We start from the raw sequence: 25,680 nt of genomic DNA on the forward strand, positions 1-25,680 counted from the left end.
GTTTAGAAACATCGGGGCAAGTTATACAGATCGAAGTTTAGGTTCACGGTGGCATACACCGCTTAGAAAACGTCCGCCATTGTCACGCTGCAACACGTCAAGTTCACGGTGGCATACACCGCTTAGAAAGATTGCGTTCGATTAAATGTTTTGCTGAATAAGTTCACGGTGGCATACACCGCTTAGAAAATCTATATACACGTGCGTATGCGTTGCTATATAGTTCACGGTGGCATACACCGCTTAGAAAAGCTTGAAGCCCCCATGCGATACGTGAATTTTGTTCACGGTGGCATACACCGCTTAGAAAATGCCAGCTTATATTTTTTTCTTGACAGTATTGTTCACGGTGGCATACACCGCTTAGAAACATGCAAAGCCATTGCTTACACTTAAATATGCGTTCACGGTGGCATACACCGCTTAGAAAAAAGATCATAAGCTGTTGCAAAATTTTCTTTGGTTCACGGTGGCATACACCGCTTAGAAATTCATTGAACCATTTTTGTGCCTTGGTCTGTTGTTCACGGTGGCATACACCGCTTAGAAACTTCACACTATTAACAACATGGTTGTATGCCTGTTCACGGTGGCATACACCGCTTAGAAATAAACCATATCGTATTTCGCACAGAATGCCCCGTTCACGGTGGCATACACCGCTTAGAAACCTTAAAAATTCTTTACTCTACCGCATAGGTCGCTTAAAAAGATATAAAACCTCATCAAGACAGCCTATAGTCCTTAAAATCATCGGCTGTCTTGATGTTATCAAACAAAAATTACTTAATACTTAAAGTTTCATGCTTACCCCAATTTGAAATCCACGCCCGGGAAGTGGTGCAATATATTTTAATGGTGAATTTTGTGGTCGAGCATCTTCATCTAACAAATTTGAACCATTTAAAAATACATCAAAATCTGCATTATGTAGTTTTAAATGTTTACGAATTTGTAGATCAACCATATTATATGCAGGTAAAGGAATTTCCTGAGATACATTTTTACCCAGATACTGAGGTTTATCATAATAAATACTGGATAATCGGGCCGACCAATCATTTTTCTCCCATTCAATATTTGCCCCATAACGGTTGGTTGGCATATTCGGCAAATAATTGCCGTCATTAAACAGGCTATATTCATTCGGATTCAGGTTCTTGTTTTTGACTAAATCTGCAAAAGCAGAAAGAACCAAATTGCCATAATAATTTAAATCAACTTTTTGTTTGACATCAATTTCAAAACCAGTAATTTCAGTATCTGTCTGCGTCCAATATTTGAGCGGCAAACGATTTGCTGTTTGTAAACCTGAATGGGTCAGATATAGATAATTATCATATTTCATCTTATAAACAGTCGCCTCAAAATCGAAATCCTTATAATGAATCAATCCTGTTAATTCTAGATTCTTGGATTTTTCTTCTTTAAGATTTTGATTCCCTTCTTCTTGTAGCATAATGGAATAATGCGCATTACTTGCATATAACTCATTAATTTCCGGCGCTCTTTCCGAAACTGAATAACGTAATTTTAGTCCGATTAAATCATTAAATTTTAGATATGATCCGACATTAAAACTATCCAGATTTAATTTACGATCCTTTAATTCTACATTGGGTGAATTTCTGGATGTCTTAAAATCACTGTCCTGAACTTTATGCTCTACCCGCTCTGTACGATAGCCTGCATCTAATTCTAACCAGTTAAAATCCAACTTTTCTTTAATAAATATTGCCTGTGTTTGTGTGTTGAGATCAGGTAGATAACGTAACTCGCCCTGCCCTTTAACTTTGCGATCGACGTAATTCAATCCAACAAAACCACTTAACAATTTCATCGGTTGATGTTTGAGTAATAATTCTGCCTGTTGCGTATCAAATTTATAGCGATTGGCAATTTCTGCCCCTAAATATTCACCAGAAGTGTTGATCAATTTATTGGTATTAAACTGGATTTGGTTTAAAAAAGGTGATTCAAAATTTAACTGGCTTTGTAGCGTATATTTTCGTTGATCAGTTTTGACACCAACGGGCAATCCATCATCATAATTGGCTTGGAATGATTTATTTTCCAGCGAAAATCCCGGTACACCATATTCACTTTTTTTCGAATCTGCACTGATACCAATATAGCCGCGATCAAATAAATAAGTGCTCCCAATGGCATAATGCTGATTCTCAAAATAACTATTGCCCAGTTTATTTTTGTAGTCCGGTGTCACATCTCTATTGATTTTATTTTGAGTATATTTGGGTGTATCTGGAACATAATCAGGGTTTTCCGGATTGATATAGGTTTTACCACTCCAAACTGAAGTGGGTTGATCGGTATAAAATGAAAATGTACCATCTGCCCAATCTGGATTTTCTGTCATAAATTGATCAATATAAGGCTGTGAAGCAGTGTTATATACCTGTTGAATCCGTGCTTCTTTTTGGCAGGCATCAGCTAATGCAGTATTGGTGCCCCCACTGGCAGGAAATAAAGCAGTATTACATACGCTTGCTTTGCTATTTCCGTGAATTTTATAAGAAGAAATATCCTGCGTAGAAAACAGAAAATTGGTCGAAAAATTATGCTGATTATTTAAATTAAGCTTAAACCCCTTGGCATTAAAATCGTTCCAACCTTTTTTTGCCACCACTTCCAGATTGGCATTTTTATCCGGCATATCCTGATCAATCAAGCCTGTATCAACATTGACACTTCCACCAATGGCATTACCGCCATAACGTACACTATCTGACGATTTATTGACTGTGATGGTTTGGCTAAACAAAGGATCAAAAGGAATACTAATATCACCGCTGATGGCATTCATACCATAGATTGATGCGCCATCTTCCAGAATTTGTACACGATTCCCACTTAAACTTCGGATTACCGGTGCTCCCGCATTTGGACCAAAAGCACTGCTTTGTACGCCAGAGATATGTTTTAGTGCATCTCCCAAAGTCTTATTATCTGCATTCTGGTTTTCCACCTTTACCACATTGTCCACCAAAGTAAGTTGTTCTGCATCGACCTGAATCAGCGGTAGAGAAATAATTTCTTCTGTTTCAGAAGCATGTGCATGATGGATAGACAGTAAAATTGCAATGGATAAAGCATGAGGGCGCACAGTAATCTCCTATTTATGTTAATTGTTATGTTATAGTATTACATTATGTTATACAACTGTTATTCTACTGTATAGCAGGGATCGACCGTTGACGTTACAGATACACTTGCTTACTACGGCTACTTTACATGCCTATTCAGGCGAACGGCATATTTATAAAAGACGGATGCAAAATAATACGAACGTTTATTGATATTTATTTTCTTGCAATATTTATAAACTGATTGGGACCAAATTTTCATTTTAGATCATTGGTCCCATCATTTTTATAGATATATGAAACTAAATACTGTAGAAATAAGAGATATTCCCATACGCTATCTATTATTGATTATCCATTTACAATCGTTCCACCATTGACATGAATGACCTGTCCACTAATATAGCTAGCATCATCGGAACATAAAAATAAATAGGCAGGTGCAACTTCACTGGGTTGTCCCATTCTTCCCATCGGAGTATCTTTCCCAAATTGTGCAACAGTCTCGGCATCAAAACTACTCGGAATTAATGGTGTCCAGATCGGACCTGGAGCAACCGCATTGACTCGTATGCCTTTTTTCTGCTTGAGCAAATTATTGGATAGACTACGGGTAAAAGTCGTAATTGCACCCTTTGTACTGGCATAATCAATTAACTCATCATGCCCCTGATAACTGGTAATGCTAGTTGTATTAACAATACTATCACCGGGATGTAAATGCGGCAGAACCTGTCTAGTTAAATAAAATATGGCAAAAATATTGGTATGAAATGTTTTGGCCAATTGTTCATCACTAATATCGGTTAGCGCAGATTGAGGATATTGCACCCCAGCATTATTAATTAAAATATTAATCTTGCCAAAAGTTTTAAGTACTTCATCTACATGCTTGGCTGTGGTTTGACTCTCACTCAAGTCCCCTTTTAGCAGTAAACATGTTCTACCTTCTTGTTCTACCCATTGTTTGGTTTTTTCTGCATCATCCTGCTCTTCTAGATAAATGATTGCAATATCTGCACCTTCCCGAGCAAAGAGAACTGCAATGGAACGACCAATGCCACTATCACCACCACTGATCAGCACCACCTTATCTTTTAATTTGTCACTGCCTTGGTGAGTGGCTTTAATAATCTCTGGCTCAGGATGCATTTTTTCCTGTTGACCCGGCTGATGAGATTGATGTTGTTTGGGTGGAACAGAAGGATATTGTTGTTCATGATTGACATTTACCATTTTATTTACCTTGATATGTAAAATCAGATGATATTAAATTAACAAATAATTTGGCATGCTGTTTTTTTATAATTGTTTTATCCCGTAAATCAATATAGATAAAATATAATAATATGTAGCATAAATAATTTTTTTGAAATTTTATAATTTATGATCACCGCAATGGAATAGAAAAACCATTAATTTTCAATATCACATTAAATTGGAATATTATTCAGTTTTACATTGTATAATTTTATAACATATATTTAGTAACATCTCCTATGAATAACCAACAACACATTTGACATATATTCACCTAAAAAAATATTCACATCTCATAACGTAACAACATCTACGTTTATATTTATAAAAATACCTTCTAAAGTAAATCTCATTGAGCAACTTAATTATCGTTCAATTTTAATAAATCAAGGAGTAAAGACATGACTGACAATCACATTCATTCCAATAAATTAAATCCAAATTCAGACAAAGAAGCATTAACCCCGGAACAGCGTGATGCTTTAAATGCAGATCCAATTACCGATGAACCCGGCTCTCATCCAGTCGGAACTGGTATAGGGACTGCTTTTGGTGCGTCAGCAGGCGCAGCAATAGGCTTGGCTGGCGGTCCTGTAGGTGCAGTGATTGGCGGTATTGCCGGTGGTATTGCAGGCGCATTGGCAGGACATAATACTGCGGAGAAGTTCAATCCGACTATTGAAGAAGCCTATTGGCGAGATACCTATACCACAACCCCATATTATCAATCTGCTACGGATAAATACGGTGCACTGGATTATGATCAGGATTATGGTTCGGCCTATCGCTTGGGTTATGAATCCAGAATCCATTCCCCAGATTATACCTTTGAGGATATCGAACCTGAGCTTGCCACAAAATGGGAACAGGCAAAAAATAATTCCCATTTAAAATGGGAAGAAGCGCGTGAAGCTACTCGCGATAGCTGGAATCGAGTCAACGGTTATCTGAATACTGCCGATGGTGATCCAGAAGATATTTATTGGCGGGAAAATTATATTTATACGCCTTATTATCATAATAATCAGGAAGTATATGGTGATTTAGATTATGATCGGGATTATCGCAATGCCTATCAATTCGGTTATAAAAATCGTCCGAATTATGATAAGAGTAAAAAGTTTGAAGATGTAGAAGATGATTTATCCAGCAAATGGGAACAATTTAAAGGTGAATCACGATTAAAATGGGAACATGCAAAATATGCAGTTCGTGATGCGTGGAATCGCTGGACCAATTAATATACAAATCATTTAATATTAAAGATAAAAAATACCCTGAAAATTAATGTTCAGGGTATTTTTATTGAATTACAAAATTCATTTAAGCCGGAATACTTTTAACCACTGCCTCTCTTGACCAGATACGATGATGCCGAATACGCTCCGTCAATTCTTTTTTAACAGCAGTAAATTTATCCGCACTCAACACCCCATCATCCACCTCTAAATCCAAAATTTCAGTTAAGCCAGATTTATCACCCAGCAAAATAATTGGCTTAAGATGTTTATAGGCTTCAAGAATATAATGCTTGGCAACCCCATCTTTTTCTACTTTGTCCAGATTATCACCATCCACAACAATCACGGCATCATAGGCAATCGAAGGTTCAGCCTTTTGCATCCCATCTGATGCAACCTGTTGATCTTTTGCATCTTTTACTGGCGCAGCTAAAGGTGTTAATACATGAACGACGGCTTGCTCCTGTGCTGCCCAGTCTTTAATCGCTGCAATATTGTCTGGATTTACACCATCATGTACCAATACTGCAATTTTTTTGGCGACAATATCTTCCGGTATAAACGCCAGCATGGAAAGTTTTTTGGATTTTTCGGCAGCTTTAGGCAAAGTCTGGTCAGTCGCAATCTCAATTCCCAAATTATCCCCGACCTGTTTGGCCAAATCCAGATCAATCTGCGCCAAAACCTCCTGCACTTCTCTTTCCCGGATATGTTGACGCTGCACTTTACTCAATTCAAAAGTATAGGCATCGACAACATGGCCTTGTTCATGCGGTGCTAGACTTTGATAATACAAACGTGCCTGAGAAAAATGATCGGCAAAAGATTCACTTCTCTGACGAATTTTATGACCATCAATGCGTTCCTGATAACTTTCAAAACCGCCATTTTTCTCGGCTGGTGGGGTTTCAACCGGCCAGTTATTATCAATCGAATTTGGTTGATAAGATGCTTGTCCTTTGTGAATGGTAGTTTGATGCATGGCATCACGTTGTTGATTATGAAATGGACATACTGGTTTATTGATTGGAAGTTGATGAAAATTCGGGCCACCCAATCGACTGATTTGTGTATCTGTATAGGAAAATAAACGTGCCTGTAATAAAGGATCATTACTAAAATCGATCCCCGGAACGATATGTCCTGGACAAAATGCTATCTGTTCAATTTCGGCAAAGAAATTATCGACGTTACGATTCAGCACAAACTTCCCGATTGGAATCACTGGCACCAATTCTTCCGGAATAATTTTGGTCGGATCAAGGATGTCAAAATCAAAATCCATTTCGTTTTCTTCTTCAACAATCTGTATTCCGAGTTCCCATTCCGGATAAAAGCCATTTTCAATCGCTTCATACAAATCACGACGATGGAAGTCCGGATCTTTTCCTGCCAGTTTTTGTGCCTCATCCCAGACCAAGGCAGCCAATCCCTGTTTTGGCGTCCAATGAAATTTTACAAAACGACCTTTACCTTGTGCATCAATCAAACGAAAGGTATGGACCCCGAAACCTTGAATCGAACGCAAATTTCGTGGAATCGCACGATCAGACATCGCCCACATTACTGCATGTGCAGATTCCGGCACCAAAGAGACAAAATCCCAAAAGGTATCATGTGCAGAAGCACCAGTAGGCACTTCAGTATGAGGTTCCGGTTTAACTGCATGGACAAAGTCTGGAAATTTAATCCCATCCTGAATAAAAAATACTGGTGCATTATTTCCGACCAGATCGAAATTTCCTTCCTGTGTATAGAATTTAATGGCAAAACCACGGATATCCCGAACCGTATCAGCAGAACCGCGTGGTCCTTGTACTGTAGAAAAACGAACAAAAACCGGTGTTTGAATATCTGGGTCGGTTAAAAATCCGGCTTTGCTATATTTCTCATTACCGGCATAAGCTTGAAAATATCCATGTGCGCCGACACCACGCGCATGTACGATACGTTCTGGAATACGTTCGTGATCAAAATGTGTAATTTTTTCTCTTAAAATAAAATCTTCAAGTAGCGTTGAGCCACGAACCCCTGCCCTTAAACTATTTTGATTATCAGAAATCTTGACGCCTTGGTTGGTGGTCAATGCCTGATGCGAAGCATCACTACGAAATTGATCCAACTGATCCGATTTCAAACTATGGTTGTCTTTATCCGGAGAATCTGTTCCAGCAACTTCACTTGCGTTGTTGTGTTTTGACTGATGCTTATTCATATGGCTACCTTCATAATTGGCTATATGTTAAAAATTTGAATTCAAGGCTGTAACACGTAAGGAAAGAGTAATTGGGTATAAACATGGGTACTCCATAAACCCATTTTCTGGTGATGTAAATGTGGTGCAAGATAGGGAATCAACTGGTTCATCTTGTCTGAAATATCAGGCGAATGATGAATCACTGATTGCAGCTTCTCATGTTCAAGTTGCGCGAGATAATCTAAAGTAAAGCGATCTGTATCGTGTAGATAAGGAATAGGATGGGTATGTGATATCCTGAATCGACTAGGAAACTCACCACGAATCCAGTCATAAATAATTTGTCTTTCAGCCAAATTAAATACACCAAACATTCGCCCACTTTCACTATGGATTAATTTCCAGAAACGGCTTTCTTCCGGATCTGTGCCAAACTTAATCCATTCTGATTCGACTAAATAGGCAATGAACAATTCGACTTGCTCCGGACTGGAAAGCCACTGATTGACCGTCTTATGATTAAAAACACATCGATTATTATGAATAAGTGACCCAGTTATGGCTTTTTTCTTTAAAATTTTATGAACGAAATAATCGAGATTTAACTCACGAATAATTTGCACACTACCAACTCCCAATTGATTGAGTGCATAACCCTGCTTTAATTTATGGTAGAAATTGTCTTTGTCCTGATATTTTGTTGCAAACTTTTCCACCATTTTAATGGAACGATGTGCATGGCCATTATCCTGATTATCAATGGTAATATGCAGATTAAAATAAGAAGCATCCACACCGAGTTCAGCAAGCTCAAAATTGGTAATCAATAAATGTAAGGGTAATTGCTCATACTCAAGATTATATCCCATGATTTCCGGTAAAAATTCCGGTGGTGCATAACCTAATGCCAGCTGTATTGCTGCCTGTTGATAATATTCATCTTCAAGATATAAATTCCATTCATCCAAACCCAAGTTTTTTAAAAGATGATGATATAAACATACATGATTGGCAGTCGCTTTCCCGGTTCCCAGTTCTTCCAGATAAATCAGGATTAAGTCATGTAAATCCGTATTATTCCAGTAATTTACCGTGCTATATAGCCAAGCACCATCCACCTGTTTAAGCGGTGCAACTTTGGTTAAAAACTCAAATGCCTGCCCCAGATTGCTAAAATATTGTCTTTTTCCACCCTGTTTACGCATTACAAGATAATTTTGATATTCTTCCCGAGTGGATTTATTTTCTTGTTCAAGCCATGCTCTTAATTGGTTTAGTTGCGGAAATTGTAAATTTTCTATATTTAATTTATCAATTTCTCGTTGCAGGAAAGTTTTTGACTTTATATTTTTATCAGCAATCGAAATATCTGCATCGAGAAAAAAATTGACCAACTCATAGTAATTTTCAGGAACTTCGTGCAATAGCTTTAACAATCTTTCCTTGGCAATTATTGGCATTTGTTTTCCTTATATATTCATGTTTAACTTCATTATTAATATAAAAATCTCTTTCTTTTATTGATACTCCACCTTTGTAAATTTAAGTATCCAAAATTACATCAAAATAATAAATATAGAGCTTTTTCAATAATTTATAAAATATAAATTTACAGTGAAACATTTGGAATCATTTGAGAAAAATGATATATACAACATTTTGTCCATGTTTTTCAAAATAACTTAATAAAATTAAAATTATTTAAGTAAAGTTAAATTTATATTTATAAGCTTGCTATAATTTGATTGAGAATCAGTATATAAAAGAGAATTTATGCAATTAAATATATAAAATTATTTCTAATGAAGGATACAACAAAACTCATTAAATCTCTTATTATATCGATTGTAAAAAAACACCTCAACTTTGTAATGATATGATATAAACCCATGCTTAATTTATCAAATAAAAATAATATTAAATTATATTTCAATCACTTAATTTTTCATTGCTTACAAAAAAATATCATGCAACATTTATTACATTTCACTTTTATTTTTTCCTGCTTTAATAAAATGATTGAAATATACCAGATAGTTGTAAATCAACACATTACAATGAGGAAATATGATGAGTCATTCAAATCAAAATCACCAAAAGAAACCTATTCCAAATCAACATGGTGAAGAACCGCGTAGTCCAGATCATTCTGGTCATCATTTACAGCCGGATAGACAAAAATTACCTCAACCAGATCATGAACAAAAAAATTCAAAACATATCGATGCAAATCAACATACCCAACAACAAAATTAAATATGAAATTCATATTATCCTTTTAGCGTCTTATAAAAATTCAATCAAGAAAAAAATATCCTATAAAATACTTAAGAACTAAAATTTTACAGAGGTCTAATCTTAAAATTAAAAGATTAGACCTTTATTTTTTTATTCGATTTATCTATGCTAATCACAAACAATATTGAGCAATGATTAAATGGATTTATTTAAAATATTTATTTATGACACTTCTTTTGATTTTATGCTGGAAATACTGCTTCGTTGTACAGCAATGTATATTCTTGTTTTGATATTCTTGCGTATTTCAGGTAAACGCGGTATTCGGCAACTGTCTATATTCGAACTCGCTATTATTTTGTGTTTAGGTTCTGCGGCTGGCGATCCGATGTTTGTAGAAGATGTGCCAATTATTCAGGCCTTTTTGGTGATGTGCACCATTATTATATTATATCGTATGACCACTTGGCTGATGATGAAAAATAAGAAAATCGAAAAATTATTAGAAGGTGAACCATTATATATTGTAGAACATGGCATGTTAGTCATTTCAGATATCAAAAAAGAAAAATATTCCCATGATGAGTTTTTTGCAGAAATGCGCCAACAACATATCGAACATTTGGGTCAGGTGAAAAGCGCACTACTTGAAACGGATGGATGTTTAAGTATTCTTTTTTATTCACCGCAAGATACGCGCTGGGGCTTACCTTTATTTCCCAAGTCGTATATCACCGCAACAGTTTATGAAACAGACAGGTTTTATTCCTGCATGTATTGTGGAATGACTCAACATTTACAACATCTAGATCAGGTCTGTTCACGCTGCGACCACATAGGCTGGGCCAAGTCATTTAATTCTCCACATGCCTAGAAATCCATTATTCTAGGCATAGAATCGAATGAATTAGCTCACTTTTCCATTAACAAAATACTCTACGATTTTCTCGGCATGATTTATACTTGGCGCAGATGATAATTCTTTATTTACATCTTCTGGCAATTTATTCTCCGTCACGAGGGGCGGTAATCTGCGCTTTCCCCCAGTCGTGATTTTCTCTATAAAACCAGCAAGCCATAAAATAAATTCCTGCGAGTTTTTAATTTTAGGAATCAAGCTTAAATCCAGCTTGATTTTACTTTGTGTTCCACACATCATTAGACTATCAAAATCTATGCGATGGTACAGCAATTTTAACTCTGTGCCTTTAATCTCGTTTTTTATTTCAATCATCAATGTATTGAGATCTGCATTGGTCTCTCCTATAAAACCCTTATTTTTTTCAAGCTTCTTATAAACTTTTTCTGCAACTCTTAAATATTGTGGCATTTCCTCAACCCTTAGAATTATCGACTCAAAATGAAGTATGAATGACTTTTGGTAATTAAATGTTGATATTTTTGTAATAATTGTTCTAAAAAAATAATATATTTACATATCATTGACAATTCAACTTATTAAAGATGATTTATATCACATTTTATTTAAGTAATTGTTCGTTATTGAACATAAATGCCTGAATATTATTTTAAACTAGAATAAGAATAAAGATGGTTTTTAAAGTAAAAACCATCTTTATCTAATTTTTATGCCCAAATCACATGCTTTAATTAACGTGCTGGATTCGTGGAAGTCGTCCCTGTGGATGATGTATCATCATGCAAAGTGGTAGGTGAAACTTCATCTCCCATTTCAGCAGCCCGAGGTGCGTCATTGTTAACTGGGGCTGGAATATTAGGAGAATTCGCATCAGGACCTGGTTCAGACTGAAAGGTATGTGGGGTGGTCGTTTCTGGTGCTGTATCATTAACCGGATCATGATTTTTTCTGTCCTGACAAGCAGTTAGACCGAAAATAAACCCAATACTTAATATAGAAATAATTTTAAACATATGAAACCTCACAAAAATATAAATAAGTCATTATTTTCAATTTAGAAACAGGTTTATTCTTCAATTTGATGATTACCTCAGTCAAAGCGATCACCAGCCTTTGTCCAGATATATCTTTATTACAGCTCGAAGAATAAACCATGATTTTTAATCAGTCAGACCTTAGCGTGTAAATCGCCCATGTTCATCGCGTTTTTGATGATTAGAGTTATTCCTCCGCCCATCAGAACGATTACTACCACGATCGTCATAATCATCGTCGTCATTACGACTGCGACCGCGTCCATTAGAACGATTGCTGCCTCGATCATCATAATCGTCATCATTGCGGCTACGGCCACGTTCACCTGAACGGTTACTGCCTCGATCATTATAATCGTCGTCGTCATTGCGACTGCGACCGCGTCCATTGGAACGGTTGCTACCGCGATCATCATAATCATCGTCATCATTACGACCGCGTCCATTGGAACGGTTACTGCCACGGTCATCATAATCGTCGTCGTCATTGCGACTACGGCCGCGTCCATTGGAACGATTGCTGCCACGATCGTCATAATCATCGTCGTCATTACGACTGCGACCACGGCCATTAGAACGATTGCTGCCACGGTCATCATAATCGTCGTCGTCATTGCGACTGCGGCCACGTTCACCTGAACGATTGCTGCCTCGATCATCATAATCGTCGTCATTGCGACTACGGCCGCGTCCATTGGAACGATTGCTGCCTCGATCGTCATAATCATCGTCGTCATTACGACTGCGACCACGGCCATTGGAACGATTGCTGCCTCGATCGTCATAATCGTCGTCGTCATTGCGACTACGGCCGCGTCCATTGGAACGATTGCTGCCTCGATCGTCATAATCGTCGTCGTCATTACGACTGCGACCACGGCCATTGGAACGATTGCTGCCATGATCGTCATAATCGTCGTCGTCATTGCGACTACGGCCGCGTCCATTGGAACGATTGCTGCCACGATCGTCATAATCGTCGTCGTCATTGCGACTGCGACCACGACTATTTACACGATGACGATCTCGATCATCCTCATCGCTACGACGATGATCATTTTTATGGCTTAATGCACCTGCTTCACGTGCTTCTTCAGATGTAAATTCATGTGCATTACCACTCGCATGTGCAGCTCGTCCAGCTTGCCGGGCTTCCTCTGAGCTAAACTCATGCGCATTGCCACTGGCATGTGCAGCCTGCCCACCCTTACTGGCAATTTCTCTTACTCTTTCGGTATCCATACTGGCAAATCCACGATTTGAAGTATTAGATCGATTCTCTCTATCTTGATCATGATTTTCTTGAGTAGCCATGATTTTATCTTCCTATGATTAGATTAATAGATTCACGTCATTGTTAACGACCTATTCAACTTAAAATAGATTTTCAGATTAAGACACCAAGCAGATGTTTCAAGTTTTTATAATGTACCGAACATATTTTCATTTAATCATAACAGACTGTTTTTTATTGCAATATTAAAAATTTATAATTACCATTTAGACCAAAGCAATTACAGCAACTTACCTTTTTAAATACATTATTAATATGATTTTTTAATCAATAATTTTAAATAAAAGATTAAAATCTACTTTAACAACATGAATAACTTAATAAATAAAACTTGATCCCACTTCACTTCATATAGATTAATACCAAAAATTATTTTTTCAGCTTACATATCATCATTTAATTTACAAATTACTCTATCTATCACCAAAATTATTTACCAAGCTAATGTTATGTATCGATAATATAAAATAGGTATATTTGATAATCACTCTTTTTTACTTCATAAAATGTATTCTAAAATAATATGAGAGCTTAAATGATAAATTTTGAAACGATACTAGCTGATTTTGAGCAAGAGCAGTGTTTTTCTGCCTCGCGCCTTTCCACGACTTTAAAACAGTTGGTTTTACAATCAACACATGTTCCTTATCCTGCCAGTGGTCAGACCTATCAACGCTGGCAAATCCTGGCAAATGTTGCAGCCACAGATCTTACGCTGGCAAAATGGTTTGAGTCTCATCTCGATGCCTTAAGTATTCTGCATGAATTGGAATATGAAGCTGATCCGCATAAGTTATGGGCCGTCTGGGCAGCCGAAGGTGGTTCCAATCCAGTCAAGTATCGTGATGGATATTGTTCTGGAATAAAACCATGGTGTTCTGGGGCAGCACTGGTGGATTATGGCTTAATGACTTATCGGGACCACAATGATCAGTCCCAGTTATGTATTCTCGACATGCAGCAGTCCACCATCAATATTAATGATGAAGATTGGCATGCCGTAGGAATGCAGGCCACCCAAACAGCAAAAATCAGCTTGCAACATACTGCGGTAAAAAATATCGGACAACCGCAACAATATTTAACTCGAGCTGGTTTCTGGCATGGCGCTGCCGGTGTAGCAGCCTGTTGGTATGGTGCAACTATACGTTTGGCAAGCTTTCTACAGCAGGCCTGTCAGGAAAAATCGAACCCATTTCGCATGATGTATTTGGGTAAAGTCAGCCATACACTGGCGGTAACCCGACAATACTTTAAAGATATTGCCGAGCAAATCGATCAATCCCCCGATGAAAATCACGAATTAAAAATCCGAATCTTACGCGCTCAGACCGAACTTGCAGCACATACTGTACTGGAACAAGTCGGACAGGCATTAGGGGCAAAACCCTATTGTGAAAATGCTATTTTTGCCAGATTAGCTGCGGATTTACCGGTTTTTATTCGCCAAAGTCATGCTGCTTTCGATCTGGAACGTATCGGTCAACTTGCCTTAGAGGAGACATCTACATGGACACTATAAAACATGAGATTGTTGATGACCGTATCATTTATGGTAATGGCACGGATAAACAAAGCTGGCTCGACTGGAAAAACCTGTCTGAATTACCCAAACTTGATATTAGCCAGTGGGTATCTGAATATAAAAGAGTGGTTATTGTCGCCCCACATCCTGATGATGAAATTCTAGGCTGTGCAGGATTATTACAACAACTTGCGACATTCAATATAGAGATTCTTTTACTGGCCGTGACCAATGGAACGCAGAGCCATCCACAATCCAGTCGCTATTCCGCACAAGACTTAAATCATATACGTCCACAGGAATCATTGGCTGCGTTAAATGTACTGGGTCTAGGAAATCGTGTACAACGCATCGCCCTGAATTTAGAAGATGGACAAGTGCATGCACAGCAAAAGCTGCTCTATGAGGCTTTAACAACACAGATCAGCAATGAGGATTTACTGATCTGTACCTATGCAAAAGATGGCCACCCTGATCATGAAACCACAGGACACGTAGTACAAAGTTTTGCCGATCAACAAGGTTTGCCTTGTTATCAGGTGTTGATCTGGGCTTGGCATTGGGCCAGTCCAAATGATCCCCGCATTAACTGGCAGCAGGCATGGCAACTTATCCTTACTCCAGCTCAACTTGCGTTAAAACGTCAGGCCATTGCTTGTTTTAAAAGCCAGACCGAAGCAGATCGCAGCACAGGCCAACCGCCTATTTTGTCAGCCTCCACCATCGAACGTATTTTACAGCCACGTGAGGTCTATCTTTATGCAGGATAAATTAGCTTATTTTGATCGCCTGTATCATGAGAATACAGACCCATGGGGTTATGCCCAGCGCTGGTATGAACAGCGTAAACGGCAAATTTGTCTGGCTTTACTGTTAAAGCCAATGTACCACCATATTCTGGAAATTGGCTGTTCTAATGGTTTTTTTAGTCAATATCTGGCTGCACATGGTCAACAACTGACTTGTATTGATGCCAATACCACTGCCATTCAACTTGCCAGCGATCGGCTGAAATCTTTTAACCATGTACAGATTTTACAAAAACAAATGCCCGAACAGTATCCGACACAAGCTTTTGATCTGATTGTTCTAAGCGAAATGGCTTATTATTTGTCGGAATCAGAATTGATTCTACTGATTAAAAAAATTCAGGCCAGTATGCAGCAGACACAAGGTACCCTTTTATGTTGTCACTGGCGACACCCTATTGCAGGTTTTGAACTCAATGGTGATCGGGTACATAAACTGATCCATCAACATTTAAAGATGCCGCATTATTTAAATTTAAATGATCCTGATTTTCTGGTGGATATCTGGACATATGAGCAAAACAGTCTGGCACAACAAGAGGAATTAATATGATAGGTATCGTGATTCCTGCCCATAATGAAGAAACAGATTTACCCGCTTGTCTACACGCCATGCAAATCGCCATTGATGAAATTGGCTCACTTGCCATAGACGTCCGTATTCTGGTGGTATTAGATAATTGTACCGATCAATCCTTAAATATTATTCAACAGGCGGGGATAGACTATCTACAATGTGATGCGCAATGCGTCGGTATCGCCCGTGATCTTGGTATACGTCAATTGATTGCAACAGGCGCACAATGGATTGCCTGTACCGATGCTGATAGTCGTGTCGATCGATACTGGCTGCAACAGCAATTGCAGCATCAACCTGCCGATGTCATCTGTGGCGTGATAGAACTGGATTGCTGGCAACACTTGAGTCAAACAGCCAGAAAAAAATATTTATCCCATTATCAGGACCGTATGGATCATCGTCATATTCATGGTGCAAATTTAAGTTTTAGCGCGGCAGCCTATTTACAGGTCGGTGGTTTTGAAGCACTCACCTGTCATGAAGATGTAGGATTGATTCAACGCTTTTTAGATTTTGAATATCAAATCATCTGGAGCAATCTGGTTCGTGTCACCACAAGCAGCCGTTTAAATGCACGTGCACCCAATGGATTATCTTCTTTTTTAAAGCAACTTGAAGCATAGCATTATCCACATTTCTTTCATCCTCTCTACAAGTTAAAATTAAATTTTCTATTTCTGGAATAAATACTGTTATCAATACAAAAAATATTTTACTGTTCTGAAATCCATAAATTCCAAATATCAAAATAAACCATTGTTTTTAAAATAAATTTTTAATTATTTTCAACAAAATAATATATTACTAAAACGAATTATTTTCTATCCATGACTGCGCATTTAATGATCATTTTCACAGTTACAAAATTATTTTATTGCGTGCCAAAAAAGTGATGTACAACCCTGCAAATTGTGTATAATTCCGCCAAATAAAGCCTCTGTAGATTTGTAGATAGTTCTATAAACATACAGGGGTTTTTTCTATGGATAACGCTTTGGAATGGGATGCCCTGTACGTTTAATGTGGTGGGACACAGATGATTTTTTCCAAAACAGCATTTTTTGATACTTCAACCGATCTCAATGCACAATGTTTATCAACCCGTCTGAGCTTTTTCAGTCTGGGACTCGGTACTGCTGCCTGGGCCCCACTCATTCCATTTGCACAGCAAAGATTACATCTTAATCATGCCGACTTTGGTCTATTGCTGCTGTGTATGGGCATCGGTTCCATGCTGGCTATGCCTGTGACCGGAAAATTAATCAAATACGTTGGTTGTAAAGCGATTATTGGTCTGGCAATCCTTGCGATTGCGCTTATTCTACCTTTATTAACGCTTTTTAATACTGCCTTACTGATGGCTGCCCTGTTGTTTGTCTTTGGTGTTGTGGTTGGTAGTCTGGGCGTTGCCATTAATTTACAGGCCGTCATGGTAGAAAAAAATAGTCCCACCAGTCTGATGTCTGGTTTTCATGGCATGTGCAGTCTAGGCGGGCTGGCGGGTGTGATGTTGGTCACTGCCTTATTGTCGATCAGCATCTCACCATTGATCAGTGCCATTGCCATCAGCGCAATGTTATTGGGTATTGGTATGATGGCAGTACCACATTGCCTGACAGAACTTGCAGATGAAACGCCAGCAAATTCAGTAACTGAAACAAAACCGGCTCAGCGTCTGCCTAGTCCCTATATTATTTTAATGGGTATCGTGTGTTTTATTGCCTTTCTGTCCGAAGGTGCAGCAATGGACTGGAGTGGGATTTATTTAATCAGCGAATTTGGTATCAATGCCTCTTTTGCCGGTTTAGCCTACACTTTTTTTGCCATCACCATGACCATTGGACGTTTTACCGGGCAATACTGGCTAAAATTGCTGGGTGAAAAGAATATCATTAGCTATAGTGCAGCAGGCGCAGCATTAGGTCTTGGAATCATCATTGCTGCACCGCACTGGAGTGTGGCACTTCTAGGCTATGCGGTACTGGGTTTTGGCTGTTCCAATATTGTGCCAGTGATGTTTTCCCGTGTAGGTCGGCAAAACATTATGCCAAAAGCTGTGGCCTTATCTGTGGTGTCTACCATTGCCTATAGTGGTTCACTGAGTGGCCCTGCGCTTGTCGGCTTTTTAAGCGAAATGATTGGTCTAGGTACCGTATTTATGTTGATGGCAGTTCTACTGGTCAGCATTACTTTTTTAAATCGTTTTACGCAAGTAAAAGCCTAAAAATTATACTTAATTACCCCTTAAATTTAAAAAACCAGTAACTCAACAGTTACTGGTTTAAGTATAAATACAATAACGATCTGAATGATGGTGATGATGTCCTTTCAGATAACGGACAAATTTTAAATGCCACGACATCCTTAGAACACCATATGTGCTGCACGATGTGTAGGCTGTTTAATACAATGTTCAAACAATTGATGATGATGCATTAGATCCCACAGGAACTGATTTCGCCAGTCATTAATATCATACTGATACAACCCTTTAATTAATTGCTGATAGCGTTGTAATCGCTCTGACTTTGGTATCTCCATGGCTGTTTTTAATGCTTCGCGCATCTCCACAGCATCAAGCGGATCGACAATCAGTGCAGCTGACATCTGCTCGGCAGCACCTGCATATTTCGACAAAATCAATACACCAGGATCCAAAGGATTCTGAGCAGCAATATACTCTTTGGCAACCAGATTCATGCCATCACTTAAGGATGTTACCCAGCATATCTGTGCTGCACGATATACTCGCATTAAGGATTCATGTGCAATTACCTCTTGACGACAATCAATCGGTTGCCAATCACCACGAGAAAATTGTTGATTGATCCGTTCCACCTGCTGGTTTAAAGCATGATTCAACGCCTGATAAGCCTCAATATCCAGACGACATGGGCAAGCAATCTGCAAGGCTGTGAGTTGAGTCTGATAGCGTGGATATTGATTAAAAAAATCGGCCAGCGCATCAAAACGTTGGATCAGCCCTTTTGAATAATCGATACGATCAACACCAATAATGGTTTTTTGTGTCCCTTTCTTATTCGGCATCGGCAATGCCTGCGGAGCTGCCGCTACACTTAGCTCCTGAATCGAATCGGGATGAATACCGATTGGATAACATTTTATTGTGGTCAAGTGACCTTTATAACTGATTAAATGTGCATTGATCTGCATGGCTTTTAACAAAGATGTACTAACCTGCATACAGTTTTTCTGATCATTTTCGGTTTGTAAACCAATCACATCATAATCGTGCAAATCCTCAATCAATGCAGTCGCACGAGGTAACACTTGCCAAATATCAGCCGGTGCAAAAGGAATATGCAGGAAAAAACCAATCTTGTTCTGCATACCTAGTTCGCGGCAATAGCGAGCCATACTGAAAAAATGATAATCATGAATCCATATTACATCATCAGGTTCAGCAATTTGCGCAAGTTTCTGTGCAAATAAATAATTCACCTGCTGATAGGCTTCATATTCATCTTGTTTAAATCTGATCAAATCCGCTCGATCATGCATGGCAGGCCAAAGTGTATTATTAGCAAAACCACAATAATATTTTTGGTAATGGGAGCGTTGCAAGGCGCAGGTAATATAATCTACCTGATCACACTCGATATGATCAAAAGCCGGTAGCTGACCATCATCAACCTGCTCACCGTTCCAGCCAAGCCATACGCCACCAATTTCATTTAAAGCATCATGAAGTGCTACAGCCAAACCACCAGCAGAAGGCTGATCAGGATGTGGCAAACTCACCCGATTCGATACCACAATTAACTTAGACATAGTGATTCTCCATCTGTCGTTTGAGATTTTTTATCCGAGGTATGCAGAATTTCTGAAAATGATGTCAAAAAATCTGCAACTTTTTTAATATTCTCAAGCCGGAATCTGGCATGAGTTTTTCCTTGTCCAACTTTTATACTGATACCGTCCAGCTTATTTATTTTTATAAATCCTGTTTCATCGGTTAGATCATCTCCGATAAAAATAGGAAGTACAGAAACCATATTTAAATGATTTAAAATGGTTTGAATGGCCTCACCTTTATCGGCCTGTTTTGGTAAAAGCTCGAGCACATATTTTCCCTGATTTAATTTTAAAGCAGGATAATGCTGCCTAAGCTCGTGCATAATCTGTTGTGCAATTTCGGCCAGCTGCGGATATTGTCGATAATGCAATGCCACTGAATATTTTTTATTTTCAATAAGAAGTTCAGGATAAGGCAGACACATCATTTTTAATTGTTGTTGTAATTTTAGAAAATCTATTGTGTGCACATCACTTTGCAAAACCATATCTTGATCCAGACAAATTTCCAGCCCATGTGTCCCTGCAATGGGCAATACCATCGGACTAAAAAGACGTTGGGCGACCTCTACTGAACGCCCAGTCACAGCAATAACTGGCACTTTATGCTGTCGAATGCTCTGAATCACCTCAAGTGTATGCTGCGGAATAAAGGTATCTTCAGGATCGATCTGAAAATCTGCCAAGGTCCCATCAATATCAAGAAATAAACAATAATGCTTTTCTTTGCTCACAATAAAATGCGCCAGTTCTTTTGCTGAACTGTAATATAAATCAGAAGATTGAATATTTTTAACATGATGATTATCCATTATTAGAATCCTGCTTAAAACGTTATTTATAATAATTATATTAATCAGCGCAGTATTTCAATTGGACTTACCATTAAAACAACATAAACACAAGCAACATTACATCCTCACATTTTGAAATATATTTATCAATTTGTGACATAATGAATATCCAATGTATTGTTATTTTAAATAATATTTACAATCTAACTGATATAATATATTTTAATTTGTAATAAAAAATATAACTTATAATGTTTAATTCCAAATCCAAACCTTATAATATATTATTAAATCAATAACATATAAAATTATTCAGTTTATTTTTATTTCATATCTTATAAATATTTATTTTGTAATAAAAAAACCGCTTTTCAATAAAAGCGGTTCTTGTCAAACTTAAGTAAAATTAATAACGCTCAACCATTTTCTCTAATGAAATGGGACGAATTTGATCGGCATGACCCGCTGTACCAAAAGCGACATAACGGTCAACACACACCTGCTTCATGGCATCGACAGTTTTTGCCAAATATTTACGTGGATCAAACTCGGCTGGATGTTCTGCCATAAAGCGACGAATTGCACCGGTAGATGCCAAACGCAAGTCGGTATCAATATTGATCTTACGTACACCATGTTTGATCGCTTCAACCAGTTGCTCAACTGGTACACCATAAGTCTCGCCAATATTGCCACCAAACTCATTAATGACTTTTAACCATTCTTGTGGCACCGAACTTGAACCATGCATGACCAAATGCGTATTTGGCAATGCCGCATGAATTTCTTTAATGCGATCAATTGCCAGAATGTCCCCTGTTGGTGGACGGGTAAATTTATAGGCACCATGCGATGTTCCCACTGCAATTGCAAGCGCATCAACATTGGTGTCTGCAACAAATTGCTGTGCTTCTTCTACAGAGGTCAGCAGTTGTGAATGATCCAGTACGCCTTCTGCGCCTACGCCATCCTCTTCACCAGCCATACCAGTTTCAAGGCTACCCAAACAACCGATTTCACCTTCTACCGATACACCACAGGCATGTGCCATAGCCACAACCTGACGGGTAACGTCGACATTATATTCATAAGTAGTCGGTGTCTTACCATCTGTACCCAATGAACCGTCCATCATCACCGAGCTAAAGCCCAATTGAATTGAACGCTGGCAAATGGCTGGACTGGTGCCATGATCCTGATGCATTACTACAGGAATATGCGGCCATTCTTCAACGGCTGCCAAAATAAGATGACGTAAAAACGGTGCCCCAGCATATTTACGTGCCCCGGCAGATGCCTGAACAATAACAGGAGAATTGGTTTCATCTGCTGCCATCATAATGGCACGCATTTGTTCTAAATTATTCACGTTGAATGCAGGAACACCATAACTATGTTCGGCTGCGTGATCCAACAATTGGCGTAATGAAATGAGTGCCATAATATCCTCCAAAAACTTACCGTATTTTACCTTGAGAATGATTTTAATTCAGCTAAAAATACGTTTTTTATATAAAAATCCTCGCCTAAGCGAGGACTTGTCAACAAAATAACTAATTATTGTGCAGGATGTTCTGTTGTGGATTCAGTTGGTGCAGTCGCTGCGTCATCAGTGGTCGCTTCTGCTGCATCAGCTGTCGCTGCATCATCAGTTGCAATCGCCTCTGGATTTGGTTTGTCTACAGAATCAATCGCTGCTTGTTGCTCTGGAGTTACTTCTGCCGTTGTCGTGGTTTGTTCGGCAGTAGCTTGATCTTGAGCAGGCGCTTCTTTTTTGCTACATGCAACTGCTACAAGAGGAAGTGTAATCAATAAACCCGCTAATAATTTAATATTCATTTTAACATCCTAATTCCAAATTAATTTTTAGCCCGTTGCAGCAAGACTGCAACCGCTGGTAAAGTTTTACCTTCAACAAATTCCAGAAATGCGCCGCCACCTGTCGAGATATAGCCGATTTGATCTGCAACCTGATATTTATCAATCGCAGCCAAAGTATCACCGCCACCTGCAATCGAAAATGCATCACTCTCGGCAATCGCTAAAGACAAGGTCTTGGTACCTTCACCGAATTGATCCACTTCAAATACCCCAACCGGGCCATTCCACAAAATGGTTTTTGATTGCTTCAAGATCGTCGCAAAGTTTTGGGCAGTTTCAGGACCTACATCCAAAATCATATCATTATCAGCCACATCTTCTACTTTTTTTACAGTTGACTGACAATTTGACAACGAACCTAAAAAGTCTTCAAAGTGAATACTCGTTGCATCTGCAACGACAACATCTGTAGGCAACGGCACACTTACTTTTTCAGCAATTTTTTGGGCGGTATCGACCAGATCGGCTTCATACAGAGATTTACCGACATTAAAACCGGCCGCAGCGAGGAATGTATTGGCAATACCACCACCAACAATCAGCTGATCACAAATATTGGCCAAGGAATTTAATACATCGAGTTTGGTAGAGACTTTGGAGCCTGCCACAATCGCCACCATAGGTTTTTCCGGAGTTTCCATGGCACGGCCCAAGGCATCAAGTTCAGCTGCTAATAAAGGTCCTGCGGCAGCTTGTTTGGCATAACGTGCGACACCTTCAGTTGATGCTTCGGCGCGATGTGCAGTACCAAAGGCATCCATCACAAAGACATCACAAAGTGCGGCATATTTTTGTGCCAGTTCCGGATTATTTTTCTTTTCACCGTGATTAAAACGGACATTTTCCAGTAACACCACCTGACCCGGTTGTACTGCAACACCATCGAGATAATCTGTAAACAATTGAACTTCCTGCCCTAATGCTTCAGTTAAATAAGCAGCAACAGGGGCAAGTGACTGTTCAGCTTTTGGTTCGCCTTCAACTGGACGACCTAAATGAGAAAACACCATCACTGCCGCACCTTGATCAAGTGCTTGTTTGATGGTAGGTAAAGCTGCACGCAGACGGGCATCACTGCTGATTTTGCCATCTTTTACAGGAACATTTAAATCTTCACGAATTAAAACCCGCTTACCAGCCAAATCCAAATCTGTCATGCGCTGAAAATTCATATGCTTCTCTCATTATGTTTCAATAAAATTGGGCAAATTTTAAATCATTCTCAATAAAAAGGTAGTTATATTTCGATATTGTATGAAATTCATGGTAAATATCATTTATCATGATAGTGCTTTATCGTTTTTAGGTGTGTTGTATGTCGTACCATCCCGATCCGGAAATCAATCGTTTAAACGTACTGGGTGAACCTTTAGCCAGTTGCTGTTTTGATCCCATCACAGGCTATTATCGAGATGGTTTTTGTCATACCGGCTATAGTGACTATGGTTTACATACCGTATGTGCCCAGATGACCTCAGAATTTTTAAGTTTTTCACAGCGCGTGGGCAATGACTTGATCACACCATTACCCGAAGTCGGCTTTGCCGGATTAAAACCGGGTGATTTTTGGTGTATCTGCGTTGAACGTTGGGTTGAGGCCTATCAACATCAAGTTGCGCCACCAATTAAAATACAGGCATGTCATCAAAGCGTATTAAAATTTGTTGATCTAAATACCCTGATGGAATATGCAGTGTAATGGCACAACAAATTATTCTCGCTTCCAGCTCTGTTACCCGTAAAGCATTAATGGATCGTTTAAATTTAAACTACCTTACCATCAGCCCAGATATTGATGAATGTGCTCAAGCGGGTGAAACTGCTCAACAACTCGCCTATCGTCTAAGTATTGAAAAAGCCAGCGTCATTGCAACACAATATCCAGATGCCATTGTCATTAGCTCCGATCAAGTGGCATGGCTGGCCGAATCTCCTACGGAATTGATTGGCAAACCCTATACCGAACAGGCAGCAATCCAACAATTACAACGACAATCCGGCAAAGTGCTCAATTTTAGCACGGGTGTTTCAGTACAATGTTTGGCAAAAAATTATCGCCAAACCAGCGTGATTCCTTTTCAGGTTAAATTCCGTCGCTTATCAAACCACGAAATCCAGCGTTATATCCAGTTTGATCAACCCTTACATTGTGCAGGCAGTTTTAAATGTGAAAGTCTAGGCATGACCTTGTTTGAATCAATGTATGGCGATGATTACACTGCATTGATGGGTTTGCCACTGATTCAACTGTGTCAATATTTGCGGGAATTAGAAGTTCCTTTACCTTAAATATTAACAACCACTCACCCAGTTTTCCCATGTTAAATTCGGATAGCCTTTAAAATCTGCTTCATTATTGGTCACCAGAATACAATCTGCTGCAACCGCATGGGCGGCAATTAATCGGTCTAAAGCATCCTTACGCCTGTCTGGAAGAGCTGCCCTTAATTTTGCATAGCTAAATGTAATCGTTTCATCAAAGGATAATACTGGAATATCCTCTAAAAGCCCTAAAATTGCTTGTTCTTCTTGTTCTCGATACTTTGAAACGAATGCACCAAAACGCAACTCCGCCAAAGTAATCACTGAAATCACCGCATCGCCATAATTCAAATGAGCAAACTTCTTTGCTACGTGAGCAGGGTCATTTTTTATTAAATAAATACAAATATTAGTATCAAGCATATAACGCATATTATTTTTCCTGAGGATCGGCTGTTATTTCTTTTATTTGCGAATTACTGTCCTCATCAAATATACCAGACCAATCCCGTTCTTTTTGCTCATGAAACTCTCGCCCATTTGGCATAAAATCAGGTGAAAATGCTTTAAACTTGGCCATTAACCCTGCTAAAGATCGCTTTTGAATCGGGCGAATTACCCACTCTCCATTGCGCCACTCAATTGTTACTTCTTCCGGAATTTCAGGAGGTAATAAATCTTTAGGAATCCGTATCGCAAAAGAATTGCCACTTTTGAACATTTTCGTTTTAGTATTCATTGTTATTCCTCTCAAATCCCACTGTA

General features: G+C 38.6%; 23 protein-coding genes, 1 pseudogene and 1 CRISPR repeat array (1 of these 25 running past the window's edge). Of the genes and pseudogenes, 10 read left to right on the top strand and 14 right to left on the bottom strand.

Annotated elements, in window-relative coordinates; translation table 11 throughout:
- Positions 1 to 670: direct repeats of the CRISPR family, unit length 28 nt; unit sequence GTTCACGGTGGCATACACCGCTTAGAAA (it extends 1,639 nt beyond the left edge of the window).
- Positions 671 to 793: 123 nt separating this feature from the next.
- Positions 794 to 3,124: a TonB-dependent receptor gene (locus CAP51_RS00875; protein WP_087618847.1), complete on the bottom strand. Its 2,331-nt coding sequence runs from the start codon at positions 3,122 to 3,124 to the stop codon at positions 794 to 796.
- A gap of 331 nt (positions 3,125 to 3,455) precedes the next feature.
- Positions 3,456 to 4,340 (bottom strand): SDR family oxidoreductase, encoded by an 885-nt coding sequence (locus CAP51_RS00880; RefSeq protein WP_087618849.1) that lies wholly within the window; start codon positions 4,338 to 4,340, stop codon positions 3,456 to 3,458.
- Between the two features lie 425 nt (positions 4,341 to 4,765).
- Here CAP51_RS00880 and CAP51_RS00885 point away from each other — a divergent pair.
- Positions 4,766 to 5,299: pseudogene (locus CAP51_RS00885) on the top strand (hypothetical protein); the annotation flags it as partial.
- Positions 5,300 to 5,687: 388 nt separating this feature from the next.
- Here the strand turns inward: CAP51_RS00885 and katE are convergent.
- On the bottom strand, positions 5,688 to 7,844 hold the full coding sequence (katE, locus tag CAP51_RS00890; protein WP_281249249.1) for a catalase HPII: 2,157 nt from the start codon (positions 7,842 to 7,844) through the stop codon (positions 5,688 to 5,690).
- Between the two features lie 17 nt (positions 7,845 to 7,861).
- Positions 7,862 to 9,262: an iron-containing redox enzyme family protein gene (locus CAP51_RS00895; protein WP_087618851.1), complete on the bottom strand. Its 1,401-nt coding sequence runs from the start codon at positions 9,260 to 9,262 to the stop codon at positions 7,862 to 7,864.
- Positions 9,263 to 9,872: 610 nt separating this feature from the next.
- Here CAP51_RS00895 and CAP51_RS00900 point away from each other — a divergent pair.
- Positions 9,873 to 10,058, top strand: a complete 186-nt coding sequence (locus tag CAP51_RS00900; protein WP_087618852.1) for a hypothetical protein — start codon at positions 9,873 to 9,875, stop codon at positions 10,056 to 10,058.
- Positions 10,059 to 10,239: 181 nt separating this feature from the next.
- The gene (locus tag CAP51_RS00905) at positions 10,240 to 10,914 is read left to right on the top strand and encodes a DUF421 domain-containing protein (RefSeq protein WP_087618853.1); all 675 of its coding nucleotides are present in this window, start codon (positions 10,240 to 10,242) and stop codon (positions 10,912 to 10,914) included.
- A 33-nt stretch (positions 10,915 to 10,947) separates the two neighbouring features.
- On the opposite strand, the gene CAP51_RS00910 is transcribed toward CAP51_RS00905, so the two are convergent.
- From CAP51_RS00910 to CAP51_RS00920, 3 genes are all read right to left on the bottom strand, one after another.
- Entirely contained in the window at positions 10,948 to 11,370 is a 423-nt protein-coding gene (locus tag CAP51_RS00910) for a hypothetical protein (protein WP_087618854.1), read from the bottom strand.
- A 281-nt stretch (positions 11,371 to 11,651) separates the two neighbouring features.
- Entirely contained in the window at positions 11,652 to 11,945 is a 294-nt protein-coding gene (locus CAP51_RS00915) for a hypothetical protein (protein ID WP_171294689.1), read from the bottom strand.
- A 150-nt stretch (positions 11,946 to 12,095) separates the two neighbouring features.
- On the bottom strand, positions 12,096 to 13,268 hold the full coding sequence (locus CAP51_RS00920; protein WP_087618856.1) for a KGG domain-containing protein: 1,173 nt from the start codon (positions 13,266 to 13,268) through the stop codon (positions 12,096 to 12,098).
- Between the two features lie 515 nt (positions 13,269 to 13,783).
- Between CAP51_RS00920 and CAP51_RS00925 the strand changes: the two genes are divergently transcribed.
- The 5 genes from CAP51_RS00925 to CAP51_RS00945 all read left to right on the top strand — a co-directional run bounded on the left by CAP51_RS00925 (position 13,784) and on the right by CAP51_RS00945 (position 18,386).
- The gene (locus CAP51_RS00925) at positions 13,784 to 14,770 is read left to right on the top strand and encodes an acyl-CoA dehydrogenase (RefSeq protein WP_087618857.1); all 987 of its coding nucleotides are present in this window, start codon (positions 13,784 to 13,786) and stop codon (positions 14,768 to 14,770) included.
- Positions 14,758 to 15,543 (top strand): PIG-L deacetylase family protein, encoded by a 786-nt coding sequence (locus tag CAP51_RS00930; RefSeq protein ID WP_087618858.1) that lies wholly within the window; start codon positions 14,758 to 14,760, stop codon positions 15,541 to 15,543. The genes CAP51_RS00925 and CAP51_RS00930 overlap by 13 nt, the downstream gene beginning before the upstream one ends.
- Positions 15,533 to 16,135, top strand: a complete 603-nt coding sequence (locus tag CAP51_RS00935; RefSeq protein ID WP_087618859.1) for a class I SAM-dependent methyltransferase — start codon at positions 15,533 to 15,535, stop codon at positions 16,133 to 16,135. The genes CAP51_RS00930 and CAP51_RS00935 overlap by 11 nt, the downstream gene beginning before the upstream one ends.
- Complete coding sequence (locus CAP51_RS00940; protein ID WP_087618860.1) at positions 16,132 to 16,785, top strand: glycosyltransferase family 2 protein; 654 nt, start codon at positions 16,132 to 16,134, stop codon at positions 16,783 to 16,785. Before CAP51_RS00935 ends, CAP51_RS00940 begins: the two co-directional genes overlap by 4 nt.
- A 413-nt stretch (positions 16,786 to 17,198) precedes the next feature.
- Positions 17,199 to 18,386: an MFS transporter gene (locus CAP51_RS00945; protein WP_087618861.1), complete on the top strand. Its 1,188-nt coding sequence runs from the start codon at positions 17,199 to 17,201 to the stop codon at positions 18,384 to 18,386.
- 140 nt (positions 18,387 to 18,526) lie between these two features.
- Here the strand turns inward: CAP51_RS00945 and CAP51_RS00950 are convergent, their stop codons facing one another.
- The 5 genes from CAP51_RS00950 to CAP51_RS00970 all read right to left on the bottom strand — a co-directional run bounded on the left by CAP51_RS00950 (position 18,527) and on the right by CAP51_RS00970 (position 23,825).
- Entirely contained in the window at positions 18,527 to 19,954 is a 1,428-nt protein-coding gene (locus CAP51_RS00950; protein WP_087618862.1) for an alpha,alpha-trehalose-phosphate synthase (UDP-forming), read from the bottom strand.
- The gene (gene otsB, locus CAP51_RS00955; protein ID WP_087618863.1) at positions 19,942 to 20,790 is read right to left on the bottom strand and encodes a trehalose-phosphatase; all 849 of its coding nucleotides are present in this window, start codon (positions 20,788 to 20,790) and stop codon (positions 19,942 to 19,944) included. The genes CAP51_RS00950 and otsB overlap by 13 nt, the downstream gene beginning before the upstream one ends.
- Before the next feature lie 388 nt (positions 20,791 to 21,178).
- Positions 21,179 to 22,213, bottom strand: coding sequence for a class II fructose-bisphosphate aldolase (fba, locus tag CAP51_RS00960; protein ID WP_087618864.1), 1,035 nt, complete (start codon positions 22,211 to 22,213; stop codon positions 21,179 to 21,181).
- A 116-nt stretch (positions 22,214 to 22,329) separates the two neighbouring features.
- Positions 22,330 to 22,611, bottom strand: a complete 282-nt coding sequence (locus CAP51_RS00965) for a hypothetical protein (RefSeq protein WP_087618865.1) — start codon at positions 22,609 to 22,611, stop codon at positions 22,330 to 22,332.
- 20 nt (positions 22,612 to 22,631) lie between these two features.
- Complete coding sequence (locus tag CAP51_RS00970; RefSeq protein ID WP_087618866.1) at positions 22,632 to 23,825, bottom strand: phosphoglycerate kinase; 1,194 nt, start codon at positions 23,823 to 23,825, stop codon at positions 22,632 to 22,634.
- 143 nt (positions 23,826 to 23,968) lie between these two features.
- Between CAP51_RS00970 and CAP51_RS00975 the strand changes: the two genes are divergently transcribed.
- Positions 23,969 to 24,352, top strand: coding sequence for a DUF2237 family protein (locus CAP51_RS00975; protein WP_087618867.1), 384 nt, complete (start codon positions 23,969 to 23,971; stop codon positions 24,350 to 24,352).
- Positions 24,352 to 24,942: a Maf family protein gene (locus CAP51_RS00980; protein WP_087618868.1), complete on the top strand. Its 591-nt coding sequence runs from the start codon at positions 24,352 to 24,354 to the stop codon at positions 24,940 to 24,942. The genes CAP51_RS00975 and CAP51_RS00980 overlap by 1 nt, the downstream gene beginning before the upstream one ends.
- A gap of 3 nt (positions 24,943 to 24,945) precedes the next feature.
- Here the strand turns inward: CAP51_RS00980 and CAP51_RS00985 are convergent, their stop codons facing one another.
- Together CAP51_RS00985 and CAP51_RS00990 are read right to left on the bottom strand one after the other, a co-directional pair.
- Positions 24,946 to 25,347, bottom strand: a complete 402-nt coding sequence (locus tag CAP51_RS00985) for a type II toxin-antitoxin system VapC family toxin (RefSeq protein WP_087618869.1) — start codon at positions 25,345 to 25,347, stop codon at positions 24,946 to 24,948.
- Between the two features lies 1 nt (position 25,348).
- Positions 25,349 to 25,654 carry an antitoxin gene (locus tag CAP51_RS00990; protein ID WP_213062665.1) on the bottom strand — a complete coding sequence of 102 codons (306 nt, stop codon included), beginning with the start codon at positions 25,652 to 25,654 and terminating at the stop codon, positions 25,349 to 25,351.
- Positions 25,655 to 25,680: the final 26 nt, after the last annotated feature.

The sequence above is a fragment of the Acinetobacter populi genome (genome assembly GCF_002174125.1).
Taxonomy (GTDB): domain Bacteria; phylum Pseudomonadota; class Gammaproteobacteria; order Pseudomonadales; family Moraxellaceae; genus Acinetobacter; species Acinetobacter populi.

Coding starts and splice junctions, on each gene's coding strand:
- CAP51_RS00880 (WP_087618849.1), bottom strand. CDS start 4,340: ATGGTAAATGTCAATCATGAACAACAATATCCTTCTGTTCCACCCAAA.
- CAP51_RS00895 (WP_087618851.1), bottom strand. CDS start 9,262: ATGCCAATAATTGCCAAGGAAAGATTGTTAAAGCTATTGCACGAAGTT.
- CAP51_RS00900 (WP_087618852.1), top strand. CDS start 9,873: ATGAGTCATTCAAATCAAAATCACCAAAAGAAACCTATTCCAAATCAA.
- CAP51_RS00905 (WP_087618853.1), top strand. CDS start 10,240: ATGGATTTATTTAAAATATTTATTTATGACACTTCTTTTGATTTTATG.
- CAP51_RS00910 (WP_087618854.1), bottom strand. CDS start 11,370: ATGCCACAATATTTAAGAGTTGCAGAAAAAGTTTATAAGAAGCTTGAA.
- CAP51_RS00920 (WP_087618856.1), bottom strand. CDS start 13,268: ATGGCTACTCAAGAAAATCATGATCAAGATAGAGAGAATCGATCTAAT.
- CAP51_RS00925 (WP_087618857.1), top strand. CDS start 13,784: ATGATAAATTTTGAAACGATACTAGCTGATTTTGAGCAAGAGCAGTGT.
- CAP51_RS00930 (WP_087618858.1), top strand. CDS start 14,758: ATGGACACTATAAAACATGAGATTGTTGATGACCGTATCATTTATGGT.
- CAP51_RS00935 (WP_087618859.1), top strand. CDS start 15,533: ATGCAGGATAAATTAGCTTATTTTGATCGCCTGTATCATGAGAATACA.
- CAP51_RS00940 (WP_087618860.1), top strand. CDS start 16,132: ATGATAGGTATCGTGATTCCTGCCCATAATGAAGAAACAGATTTACCC.
- CAP51_RS00945 (WP_087618861.1), top strand. CDS start 17,199: ATGATTTTTTCCAAAACAGCATTTTTTGATACTTCAACCGATCTCAAT.
- CAP51_RS00950 (WP_087618862.1), bottom strand. CDS start 19,954: ATGTCTAAGTTAATTGTGGTATCGAATCGGGTGAGTTTGCCACATCCT.
- otsB (WP_087618863.1), bottom strand. CDS start 20,790: ATGGATAATCATCATGTTAAAAATATTCAATCTTCTGATTTATATTAC.
- fba (WP_087618864.1), bottom strand. CDS start 22,213: ATGGCACTCATTTCATTACGCCAATTGTTGGATCACGCAGCCGAACAT.
- CAP51_RS00965 (WP_087618865.1), bottom strand. CDS start 22,611: ATGAATATTAAATTATTAGCGGGTTTATTGATTACACTTCCTCTTGTA.
- CAP51_RS00970 (WP_087618866.1), bottom strand. CDS start 23,825: ATGAATTTTCAGCGCATGACAGATTTGGATTTGGCTGGTAAGCGGGTT.
- CAP51_RS00975 (WP_087618867.1), top strand. CDS start 23,969: ATGTCGTACCATCCCGATCCGGAAATCAATCGTTTAAACGTACTGGGT.
- CAP51_RS00980 (WP_087618868.1), top strand. CDS start 24,352: ATGGCACAACAAATTATTCTCGCTTCCAGCTCTGTTACCCGTAAAGCA.
- CAP51_RS00985 (WP_087618869.1), bottom strand. CDS start 25,347: ATGCGTTATATGCTTGATACTAATATTTGTATTTATTTAATAAAAAAT.
- CAP51_RS00990 (WP_213062665.1), bottom strand. CDS start 25,654: ATGAATACTAAAACGAAAATGTTCAAAAGTGGCAATTCTTTTGCGATA.